We start from the raw sequence: 10,888 nt of genomic DNA, 5'->3' as shown, positions 1-10,888 counted from the left end.
TTTTCGTTTATATTTATACCCCAGGGCGAATTAAGCCGTGCGGGTCATGATCCAACGCTGGTTCCCCACCCATTGCAGGTGGAAATCCACTTCATAGATCTGCGACAACAGTGCGGGTGCCATCACCTCACGGGTGATGCCCTGCGCGACCAACTGCCCAGCGTGCAGCAACCAAACCCGATCGGCCTGCTGCAGGGTATGATTCAGATCGTGTGCGCACACCAGCGCGCTGCGCCCACTTTGGCAGAATTCGCGCAGCAGGCGATCCAGCGCGACCTTTTGCGCCACATCCAGGCTATTGGTTGGTTCATCCAGCAACAACAATCGGCTGTGCGGGTTAACGCTGGGCCACACCTGCAGCAATACCGCCGCCAGCCGCACCCGTTGCCATTCTCCACCGGAAAGCTGTGTCAGCATGCGTGACAGTTTATCCACCAGCTTCAACCGCTGGCACAGATAGAGGATGGTGTGTTCCACCTCGGTTTGCGCCGCGCCGGCAGGCCGGTGCAACGCCAAATACTGAAACACCGGCATCAGCGACACCGGCGGCTGTTGCTGGCTGAGATAACCGCGTCGGCACGCCAGCTCGCTCCCCGGATAATCGGAGAGCGCGCGTCCGTCCAGGCAGACTTCGCCCCGCCCCGGCAGCATACCCGCCACCCGCGCCAGCAGGGTACTCTTCCCTGCGCCATTTGGGCCGATCAGGTGAACCTGCAACCCGCCGTCAATCTGTGCCGAAAAAGGCGCCAGGCGCCCCGCCACCCCAACCTCAACGAGTTGCAGCATCCGTATTACCCTGCCAGCGCCTGTTTCACCGCCGCCACCAGCGCCGGATCCTCAGGTGTGGTGTCAGGCGAGAAGCGCTGGATCACCGTGCCGTCGCGCGCGATAAGGAATTTCTCAAAGTTCCACAGAATATCGCCGGGATGCTTCGGCGCACGCCCTTTGCTGGTCATCCGCGCCAGGAACTCGCTGCCTTCCGGCGCGACGGCCTCCGGCTGTGCGGCAATCAACGCTTGGTACAGCGGATGACGGTGTTCGCCGTTCACCTCAATCTTGGCAAACATTGGGAATTGCACGCCGAAGGTGCCGCGGCAAAACGCCAGGATCTCTTCGTTGCTGCCCGGCTCCTGGCCCAGGAATTCATTGGACGGGAACCCCAGCACTTCCAGCCCCCGCTCGCGATGGGTTTCGTACAGCGCTTCCAGCCCTTCGTACTGCTTGGTCAGGCCGCACTCCGAGGCCACGTTGACCACCAGCAGCACCTTGCCCTGATAGGCACCCAGCGTGGTCGTCTGATTTTCGATGGTTTGTAACGGCAGGTTGTCGATTGGCTTGCTCATCGGTTGTCATCCTTTGGTTTTTTAATGGCAGGTGAATGAAGAAAACTACCTTACGCCTTTTGTCCGGGTCAGTAACCAGATAAATAGCGGCGCCCCCAGCGTGGCTGTCACCACGCCGATCGGCAGCTCGGCCGCCAGCAGCGCAACGCGGGCGATCACATCGGCCACCAGCAACACCCCGGCCCCCGCCAGCGCGCAGGCCGGCAGCAGGTAGCGCTGGTCTGTCAGGCCGGTGAGCCGCAAAATATGCGGGATCACCAGCCCAACGAAGCCGATCACCCCGGCGAGCGCCACGCTGACGCCAACCAGCCAGCCGATCGCCAGCACCAGCAGGTTACGCCACACATGCAGCGACAGCCCGAGCTGGCGCGCCTGCACCTCGCCCAGCGCCATCAGGTTGAGCGCTCGGCCCTGGCCACACAGCCACAGCAACACCGGCAGCAGCGCCAGCACCAGCCACTTTTGGCGCCAGTCGACGCCGCCGAAACCGCCCATCATCCAGTACATCAGCTGCCGTAGATCGAGGCTGGTGCTGAAATAGACCGCCCAGGTCATCAGCGCGCTGCACACAATGCCCAGCGCCACGCCGACCAGCAACAGCCGTGCATTAGTCAGACGTCGCCGGCGAGCGAAGCCCAGCAGCAAGAAGGTCATCGCCAGCGCACCGGCTATCGCGGCGGCGCTCATCAGCGCCACCGGCAACAAACCGTGCCCCAACAACACCGTCAGCACCAGCGCTACGCCGGCGCCGTTAGCGACGCCCAGCAGACCGGGCTCCGCCAGAGGATTTTCAAACAGCGCCTGCATCACCGCGCCCGCCACCGCCAGGGCGGCGCCGACCAGCATCACCGCCAGCGCGCGCGGCAAACGCAGTTGCCAAACAAACAGTTGCGCTCGATCGCTGAACCACGCTGACGGCCATATCCATTGGTCGCCGGCGCAAAGGCTGACCAGCAACGCCACCGCCACGCCCAGCGCCAACAGACTGAGCTGGCGTTTATCGCGGTAGCGTTGATGTTGCAACAGTAAGGTGAAGGTACGGCTGGTTGGCATGGCGCGGCGGTTCCCTGCCGGCCGCTGTCGTGGCCGGATAATTGACGTTTGAGTCGAATATTAGGGGGTTAACGCCGCAAGGGGAAGTCTTGCGTGGATAGTGGCTCAGGAAAGCAGCGGCTGGCCTTGCCCGTCATCGCAACAATGATGGCAAAACCAGCCGCCGATAAACTCAGGGATTAACGATGCGGGCCGGCGTTGCCCGGTGGATAAGGTTGGCCGCGGCCACCATCGCGGCGGTCATGGTCACCGCGATCGTCATGACGGCGGTCGTGGTCGCCACTATCGCGATCGCCGTGGAATGGATTGCCGCTGCGTTCCGGCCCACGATGCTCATAGCCACGCGGCGGCGAAGGTTGCCAGCGTCCGCCGTCCCAGTACATACCGCGCGCATTGCGCTCACCCAGGCCGCGGCCCTGGTGCGCATGCCACCACTGCGGTGGACGCCAGTCGTAGCCATCCCAGTAGTAGCCGCGACGGTCCTGATCCCCCAGATGCAGAGAAACGCCCGGCACGTTGATATCGACGGAGACATCGGCCTTCGCCGCCAGAGGCAGCAACAGCGGGAAACACACCAGCAACAGGATCTTTTTCACTTCACCTTCTCACTCTATTTTCTTGCTGCAGTGGTTATATCAGCGTGCTTATTTAACGACTATCTCACCGATGCCTATTTTCAGATTGTTTTCGACGGCCTTACACAATCCCTACACTGTTTGCCGCCACCTTTAATTATCATAACCACTGACAAGATTTAACGAATAACTGACGTCTCTCAAGCGGCGCGGCAATTATAGTTAAATGGATTTCCACCGGAGGATTATAAGATGATTAAACGTATCGGTATGCTGCTGGCCGTTGTAGCCCTGGCCTCAACCCTGAGCGCCTGCTGCTGGGGCCCGCACGGGGGCGGTGGCCACCGTGGCGACGGCCCTGGCCATTATTACGGCCGTCATTGAAACAACAAATATGGCCACTCACTACAAAAAATAAGATATAAGAATACTCCGCAATTGAGATTAAATAAATTTTCGCCGAGGTGATTTAATGAATAATTTTAATTCATGCATTGCCCATTAGGAATAAACTGAATTTTGTCTCAGAAAAGAAAAAGGCCGCGCAAGCGGCCTTTTTTGATGTCACGTCACTCACCCTTTCGGGCTGGCGTTTTCTACCCGGCTTTTCAACTTCTGCCCCGGACGGAAGGTCACCACACGGCGCGCCGTAATCGGAATGTCTTCGCCGGTCTTCGGGTTACGCCCCGGACGTTGGTTCTTGTCACGCAGATCAAAGTTGCCAAAACCCGACAGTTTTACCTGTTCGCCATTCTCAAGAGCCCGACGGACCTCTTCAAAGAACAGTTCCACCAGGTCTTTGGCGTCCCGTTTGCTAAGCCCAAGCTTCTCAAACAGGTGTTCTGACATTTCAGCTTTAGTAAGCGCCATAGGTTCAATCCCTCAAGGATGCTTGGAATCGCTGTTTTAGAGCCTCTACGCATTTTGCAACGGTAGCGGCTATCTCCTCTTCTTCCAGTGTACGAGCGGTATCCTGCAATACCAGACTGATAGCCAGGCTCTTGTCACCTTCTGCCACGCCCTTGCCACGGTACACGTCAAACAAGTTTACGCCAACTACCTGATTTGCGCCAACTTTCTTACACTCGGCCAAAATATCTTCTGCGGGGACGTTTTCAGCCACCACAATGGCGATATCACGGCGGTTTGCCGGGAAGCGCGAAATCTCCCGCGCCTGAGGCACGGCGCGGCTCGCAAGCTTGTTCCACTCCAGTTCAAACACCACGGTGCGGCCGTTAAGATCCAGTTTACGTTCAAGTTCCGGGTGAACCACACCGATGAAACCTACGCGTTCGCCGTGCAAATAAATCGCCGCACTTTGCCCTGGATGCAGGGCCGGATTGGCTTCCGCCCGGAACTGAATTTCGGATAATTTACCGGTCAGCTCGAGAACGGACTCCAGATCCCCTTTTAAATCATAGAAGTCGACGGGCTTGCGCGCCAGATCCCAATGTTCATCGTGCGTATGACCGGCGATCACGCCCGCCAGCATGACATCCTGACGGATACCCAGATCTGCCGCACTATCAGGCACAAAGCGCAGGCCGCTTTCGAACAGGCGCAGACGCGTCTGCTGGCGGTTCTGGTTATACACCACCGCAGACAGCAGGCCGGTCCACAGCGACAGGCGCATCCCCGACATTTCTACCGAAATCGGACTTGGCAGGATCAGCGCTTCTTCATTCGGGTGCAGCAGCGCCTGCACCTTCGGATCGACGAAGCTGTAGGTGATCGCTTCCTGATAACCGTGATCGACCAGCATGGTCTTCACGCGCTTCAGCGTCAGATCGGCTTCGCGATGCTGGGTCATCACCAGATCGGCGCGCACCGGCACATCCGGGATGTTGTCGTAGCCGTAAACGCGCGCCACTTCTTCCACCAGATCCTCTTCGATCTCCATATCGAAACGCCAGCTTGGCGCGACCGCTTGCCAGCTGTCGCCCTGCTCGGTCACCTGGCAACCCAGGCGGCGCAGAATGTCGCTGACCTGCTCGCTTGGCACCACGTGGCCGATCAGGCGATCCAGTTTCTCGCGGCGCAGCGTGATGGTGGCGCGCTTCGGCAGTTCGTTCTCGTGGGTCACGTCGATAATCGGGCCGGCCTGACCGCCGCAAATATCGAGCAGCAGGCGCGTGGCGCGTTCCATCGCTTTGTACTGCAGCGCCGGATCGACACCGCGCTCATAGCGGTGAGAAGCGTCGGTGTGCAGGCCGTGACGACGCGCACGGCCGGTGATCGACAGCGGGCTGAAGAAGGCGCATTCCAGCAGCACGTCCTGAGTTTCCCCGTTGACGCCGGAATGCTCGCCACCGAAGATGCCACCCATCGCCAACGCTTTTTGATGATCGGCGATCACTAAGGTGTCGGCGTTCAGTTTGGCTTCGTTGCCATCCAGCAGCGTCAAGGTTTCCCCTTCTTCCGCCATGCGCACCACGATGCCGCCGTCGATGCGGCTCAGATCGAAAGCGTGCATCGGCTGGCCAAGCTCCAGCAGCACATAGTTGGTGACGTCAACCACCGCATCGATGGAGCGGATACCGCAGCGACGCAGTTTTTCACGCATCCACAGCGGGCTTGGCGCGGTGACGTCGATGCCTTTCACCACGCGGCCCAGATAACGCGGGCACGCCTGCGGCGCGTCAACGCGGATCGGCAGCGTGGCGTCGATGGTGGCAGCCACCGGGCTCATATCCGGCTCGGTCAGCGCCACCTGGTTCAGTACGCCCACGTCGCGCGCAACGCCGATGATACCCAGGCAGTCGGCGCGGTTCGGGGTAACGCTGATCTCGATGGTGTTGTCGTTCAGTTTCAGGTAGTCACGGATGTCGGTGCCGATCGGCGCATCCAGCGGCAACTCGATGATGCCGTCATGATCGTCGGAAATGCCCAGCTCGGAGAACGAGCACAGCATGCCTTCCGAAGGCTCGCCGCGCAGCTTGGCGGCTTTGATTTTGAAATCGCCCGGCAGCACCGCGCCCACGGTGGCGACCGCCACTTTCAGGCCGGTACGGCAGTTCGGCGCGCCGCAGACGATGTCGAGCAAGCGGTCGCCGCCCACGTTAACTTTAGTGACGCGCAGTTTGTCGGCGTTCGGGTGCTGACCGCACTCGACCACTTCACCCACCACAACGCCGTTAAACGCGCCGGCAACCGGATCCACGCCGTCCACTTCCAGGCCGGCCATGGTGATTTGATCGGATAATGCTTCGCTGCTGATGGCCGGGTTTACCCACTCGCGCAACCAGAGTTCACTGAATTTCATGTGATATTCCCGCCTTACTTAAACTGTTTGAGGAAACGCAGATCGTTTTCGAAGAATGCGCGCAGGTCGGTGACGCCGTAACGCAGCATCGTCAGGCGCTCCATGCCCATGCCGAAGGCGAAGCCGGAGTAAACTTCCGGATCGATGCCGACGTTGCGCAGCACGTTCGGATGCACCATGCCGCAGCCCAGCACTTCCAGCCACTTGCCGTTCTTGCCCATCACGTCCACTTCAGCGGACGGCTCGGTGAATGGGAAGTAGGACGGACGGAAACGGACCTGCAGGTCTTCTTCAAAGAAGTTGTTCAGGAAATCGTGCAGCGTGCCCTTCAGGTTGGTGAAGCTGATGTCTTTATCGACGATCAGCCCTTCCATCTGGTGGAACATCGGGGTGTGAGTCTGATCGTAGTCGTTACGGTAAACGCGGCCCGGCGCAATGATACGGATCGGCGGCTGTTGGTTCTTCATGGTGCGGATCTGCACGCCGGAAGTCTGGGTGCGCAGCAGGCGTGTGGCGTCGAACCAGAAGGTATCGTGGTCGGCGCGCGCCGGGTGATGCCCTGGAATGTTCAGCGCGTCGAAGTTATGATAATCGTCTTCAATCTCCGGGCCGGTGGCAACGGAAAAGCCCAACTCGCCGAAGAAGGTTTCGATACGGTCGATGGTGCGGGTCACCGGATGCAGGCCGCCGTTCTCCATGCGACGGCCCGGCAGGGAAACGTCGATGGTTTCAGCCGCCAGGCGCGCGTTCAGCGCTGCGCTTTCCAGCGCGTTCTTACGCGCGTTCAGGGCGTCCTGTACTTCTTGCTTGGCCTGGTTGATCACCGCGCCGGCCGCCGGACGGTCTTCCGCCGGTACGTCACGCAGAGACTGCATCTGCAAGGTGAAATGACCTTTCTTGCCAAAATATTCGACGCGCACCAAATCTAACGCGGCAACATCCTGGGCATCTTCTACGGCTGCCTTGGCATTGGCAACCAGCTCTGCGAGATGTGGCATTGCTTTCCTCTTCCTCTGGCCGGGATGGCCCTAAGTAATTGTTATCTATATTCGAACACGCCTTTGACCATTATTCAAAGACTTTTCAATACGTTGCCGGCCGGCCGGCTCGCCTGCGCGGCACAGGGCCGACTGAGTGTCTGCCACCCTCGCCGCAGCAATGTGCAAGGCAAGGCGATGGCCAAAAACAAAAAAGCCTCCACGAGGGAGGCTTAGGCGCTACTTTTCGTTTCTTTTCTTACGCGCAAAGCCTCCTGAAATCAGGCGCTAAAGTAAAAAAAGAAACGAAAAATAGCTGCGTGCATGATTGCGGTACCTTGTCGATAATTGTCCACCAGTGATATAGCGGCGGGCAATAAAAGTCAATATTTGTCGCTGAAAACAAAGATTAAAAGAGGGAGCAAGCTCCCTCTTCTACTGACTTACGCCAGAGCTGCTTTCGCTTTCTCAACCAGTGCGCCGAAGGCCACTTTGTCGAAGACTGCGATGTCAGCCAGGATCTTACGGTCAATTTCAATCGAGGCTTTTTTCAGGCCGTTGATGAACTTGCTGTAAGACAGACCGTTCTGACGAGCAGCTGCGTTGATACGTGCAATCCACAGCTGACGGAACTGACGCTTACGTTGACGACGGTCACGGTAAGCATACTGACCTGCTTTGATTACTGCCTGGAAGGCAACACGATATACGCGCGAACGGGCACCGTAGTAGCCTTTCGCCTGCTTCATGATTTTCTTGTGACGTGCGCGTGCAATTACACCACGTTTTACGCGAGCCATATGCTCTCTCCTAAAGTCTTATTCTAAATTCAAAAAAAATGGCTTATGCGTACGGCAGGCACGCGGTAACCAAGACCAGATCGTTTTTAGACACCATGCCTTTCGGACGCAGGTGACGTTTACGCTTGGTTGCTTTTTTGGTCAGAATATGACGCAGGTTGGCATGTTTACGCTTAAAACCACCGCTGCCGGTTTTTTTGAAGCGCTTGGCTGCACCACGTACAGTTTTAATCTTTGGCATTTTAATTAAATCCACTTCGCATTGTTAAACAACGAATCAGTTGGGCGAATAAAACCCACACAGCGCAAGCGCCGCGCGGGTTCCATTACTTGTAAGCCTTACTGTTTCTTCTTAGGAGCGAGCACCATAATCATCTGGCGGCCTTCGATCTTCGTAGGGAAGGATTCGACCACTGCCAGATCCATATCTTCACACAGGTCTTTACGGACGCGGTTAAGCACTTCCATACCGATCTGCTGGTGCGCCATCTCACGCCCACGGAAACGCAGGGTGATTTTGGCTTTATCGCCATCTTCCAGAAAGCGAATCAGGTTGCGTAGTTTGACCTGATAGTCGCCATCATCGGTGCCAGGACGGAATTTGATTTCCTTGACCTGAATAACTTTTTGCTTCTTCTTCTGTTCTTTCGTCGACTTGCTCTTCTCGTAGAGGAATTTGCCGTAATCCATGATTCGGCAAACTGGCGGTTCGGCATTTGGGCTGATTTCTACTAAATCAACGCCCGCTTCCTCAGCTTTTTCAAGAGCTTCATTCAGACTGACAATACCAATCTGCTCGCCATCGACGCCGGTTAGGCGAACTTCTTGCGCGCGAATTTCTCTGTTAATGCGATTAGGACGCGCCGGTTGAACTCGTTTTCCGCCTTTAATACTTTATTCCTCCAGTTGATGAAGACTACGGCTGCGAATCTCTTTCAGCAGCTTGTCTACGACTTCGTTTACGTCCAGGCTTCCCAGGTCTTTGCCACGGCGGGTACGAACGGCAACTTTGCCGGCTTCGACCTCTTTGTCGCCGCACACCAACATGTAAGGGACTCGACGTAAAGTATGTTCGCGAATTTTAAAGCCAATCTTCTCATTTCTCAAGTCCGCTTTCACGCGAATACCTGCATCCTGCAGTTTTTTGGTCAATTGCTGGACGTAATCAGACTGGCTGTCGGTGATATTCATCACCACCACCTGCACCGGAGCGATCCAGGTCGGGTAGAACCCGGCGTATTCTTCGGTCAGGATACCGATGAAGCGTTCCATGGAGCCCAAAATGGCGCGGTGAATCATTACCGGCACGACGCGATCGTTGTTTTCGCCAACATACGAAGCGCCCAAACGGCCCGGCAAGAAGAAATCGAGCTGCACGGTACCACATTGCCATGCGCGATCCAAACAATCATGCAGGGTAAATTCAATTTTCGGTCCGTAGAAGGCGCCCTCGCCCGGCTGGTACTCGAACGGAATGCCGTTCTCGGTCAGCGCGGCGGCCAGGTCTTCTTCCGCACGGGTCCACATGTCGTCGGTGCCGATGCGTTTTTCCGGGCGAGTCGACAGCTTGACGGCGATCTTGTCGAAACCGAAAGTGCCGTACACGTCATAGACCATGCGAATGCATTCGTTCACTTCGGCGCGCACCTGCTCTTCGGTACAGAAGATGTGGGCGTCATCCTGCGTGAAGCCGCGCACGCGCATCAGGCCGTGCAGGGAGCCCGACGGCTCGTTGCGGTGGCAGCTGCCGAATTCGCCCATGCGCAGCGGCAAATCGCGGTACGACTTCAGGCCCTGGTTGAAGATCTGCACGTGACCCGGGCAGTTCATCGGCTTGATGCAGTATTCGCGGTTTTCCGACGCGGTGGTGAACATGGCGTCTTTGTAGTTTTCCCAGTGGCCGGTTTTTTCCCACAGCACGCGGTCCATCATGAACGGACCTTTCACTTCCTGGTACTGGTACTCTTTGAGCTTCATGCGCACGAAGGCTTCCAGCTCGCGGAAGATAGTCCAACCGTCGTTGTGCCAGAACACCATGCCCGGCGCTTCTTCCTGCATGTGATACAGATCGAGCTGTTTGCCGATCTTGCGGTGATCGCGCTTGGCCGCTTCTTCCAGGCGTTGCAGGTAGGCGTTCAGCTGCTTCTTGTCTGCCCAGGCGGTACCGTAGATACGCTGCAGCATTTTGTTTTTGCTGTCACCGCGCCAGTAAGCGCCGGAGGTTTTCTGCAGCTTGAAATGGTGGCAGAAACGCATGTTCGGCACGTGCGGGCCGCGGCACATGTCGATGTATTCTTCGTGGTGATACAGGCCAGGACGATCGTCATGGCTGATGTTCTCATCCAGGATCGCCACTTTATAGATTTCGCCGCGCTCAGCGAAGGTGTCGCGGGCTTCTTGCCAGCTGACCTTCTTCTTGATGACGTCGTAATCCTTATCGGCCAACTCGTGCATCCGCTTTTCCAGCAGATCCAGGTCTTCCTGCGTCAGGGTGCGGTCGATATCCACGTCATAATAGAAACCGTTGTCGATAACAGGACCGATCGCCATTTTGGTATCCGGCCACAGCTGCTTGATCGCATGACCCAGCAGGTGCGCGCAGGAGTGGCGCATGATTTCCAGACCGTCTTCGTCTTTGATGGTGATGATGGCCAACTGCGCATCCGATTCGATCAGATCGCCGGCATCAACCAGCTCGCCGTTGACGCGACCGGCGATACAGGCTTTCGCCAGGCCAGGGCCGATATCGCGCGCGACATCCATCGGGGAAACGGGGTGGTCGAAATGACGCTGACTACCGTCAGGAAGAGTAATAACAGGCATTAATAATTCCTTATCTACAGTGGTGACCCACACGACAGATCACATGCAGTACGAA

13 protein-coding genes and 1 other annotated feature are annotated in these 10,888 nt (G+C 57.4%); of the genes, 1 reads left to right on the top strand and 12 read right to left on the bottom strand.

Annotated elements, in window-relative coordinates:
- Positions 1-30: 30 nt before the first annotated feature.
- The 4 genes from btuD to ACJ8QF_RS06605 form a co-directional block, all read right to left on the bottom strand.
- Positions 31-786, bottom strand: a complete 756-nt coding sequence (btuD, locus tag ACJ8QF_RS06620; RefSeq protein WP_442537370.1) for a vitamin B12 ABC transporter ATP-binding protein BtuD — start codon at positions 784-786, stop codon at positions 31-33.
- A 5-nt stretch (positions 787-791) separates the two neighbouring features.
- Positions 792-1,343, bottom strand: coding sequence for a glutathione peroxidase (locus ACJ8QF_RS06615; RefSeq protein WP_325961921.1), 552 nt, complete (start codon positions 1,341-1,343; stop codon positions 792-794).
- Positions 1,344-1,388: 45 nt separating this feature from the next.
- Positions 1,389-2,396: a vitamin B12 ABC transporter permease BtuC gene (gene btuC, locus ACJ8QF_RS06610; protein WP_004931412.1), complete on the bottom strand. Its 1,008-nt coding sequence runs from the start codon at positions 2,394-2,396 to the stop codon at positions 1,389-1,391.
- A gap of 179 nt (positions 2,397-2,575) precedes the next feature.
- A complete protein-coding gene (locus ACJ8QF_RS06605) occupies positions 2,576-2,992 on the bottom strand; it encodes a DUF2502 domain-containing protein (protein ID WP_015377699.1) in 417 nt (138 codons plus the stop codon).
- Positions 2,993-3,223: 231 nt separating this feature from the next.
- On the opposite strand from ACJ8QF_RS06605, the gene ACJ8QF_RS06600 reads away from it, so the two are divergent.
- A complete protein-coding gene (locus ACJ8QF_RS06600; RefSeq protein ID WP_442537369.1) occupies positions 3,224-3,355 on the top strand; it encodes a hypothetical protein in 132 nt (43 codons plus the stop codon).
- A 189-nt stretch (positions 3,356-3,544) separates the two neighbouring features.
- On the opposite strand, the gene ihfA is transcribed toward ACJ8QF_RS06600, so the two are convergent.
- From ihfA to thrS, 8 genes are all read right to left on the bottom strand, one after another.
- The gene (ihfA, locus tag ACJ8QF_RS06595) at positions 3,545-3,841 is read right to left on the bottom strand and encodes an integration host factor subunit alpha (protein WP_004931414.1); all 297 of its coding nucleotides are present in this window, start codon (positions 3,839-3,841) and stop codon (positions 3,545-3,547) included.
- Positions 3,842-3,845: 4 nt separating this feature from the next.
- Positions 3,846-6,233 (bottom strand): phenylalanine--tRNA ligase subunit beta, encoded by a 2,388-nt coding sequence (gene pheT / locus ACJ8QF_RS06590; RefSeq protein ID WP_442537368.1) that lies wholly within the window; start codon positions 6,231-6,233, stop codon positions 3,846-3,848.
- Positions 6,234-6,247: 14 nt separating this feature from the next.
- Positions 6,248-7,231, bottom strand: coding sequence for a phenylalanine--tRNA ligase subunit alpha (pheS, locus tag ACJ8QF_RS06585; protein WP_004931416.1), 984 nt, complete (start codon positions 7,229-7,231; stop codon positions 6,248-6,250).
- A gap of 186 nt (positions 7,232-7,417) precedes the next feature.
- Positions 7,418-7,540: a sequence feature (Phe leader region), on the bottom strand.
- Entirely contained in the window at positions 7,492-7,536 is a 45-nt protein-coding gene (gene pheM / locus ACJ8QF_RS06580) for a pheST operon leader peptide PheM (RefSeq protein WP_121626058.1), read from the bottom strand. It overlaps the preceding feature by 45 nt.
- A 113-nt stretch (positions 7,541-7,653) precedes the next feature.
- Positions 7,654-8,010, bottom strand: coding sequence for a 50S ribosomal protein L20 (gene rplT / locus ACJ8QF_RS06575; RefSeq protein WP_004931417.1), 357 nt, complete (start codon positions 8,008-8,010; stop codon positions 7,654-7,656).
- Positions 8,011-8,053: 43 nt separating this feature from the next.
- Positions 8,054-8,251 carry a 50S ribosomal protein L35 gene (rpmI, locus tag ACJ8QF_RS06570; protein WP_004931418.1) on the bottom strand — a complete coding sequence of 66 codons (198 nt, stop codon included), beginning with the start codon at positions 8,249-8,251 and terminating at the stop codon, positions 8,054-8,056.
- 98 nt (positions 8,252-8,349) lie between these two features.
- A complete protein-coding gene (gene infC / locus ACJ8QF_RS06565; RefSeq protein WP_048233542.1) occupies positions 8,350-8,901 on the bottom strand; it encodes a translation initiation factor IF-3 in 552 nt (183 codons plus the stop codon).
- A 3-nt stretch (positions 8,902-8,904) separates the two neighbouring features.
- Positions 8,905-10,833 (bottom strand): threonine--tRNA ligase, encoded by a 1,929-nt coding sequence (thrS, locus tag ACJ8QF_RS06560; RefSeq protein WP_004931421.1) that lies wholly within the window; start codon positions 10,831-10,833, stop codon positions 8,905-8,907.
- Positions 10,834-10,888 lie beyond the last annotated feature (55 nt).

This window comes from Serratia sp. CY81684 (assembly GCF_052166595.1).
GTDB classification, from domain to species: Bacteria; Pseudomonadota; Gammaproteobacteria; order Enterobacterales; family Enterobacteriaceae; genus Serratia; species Serratia nematodiphila.
The sequence above is the reverse complement of the archived record's forward strand: the minus strand, read 5'-3'. Positions and strand labels throughout refer to the sequence as shown.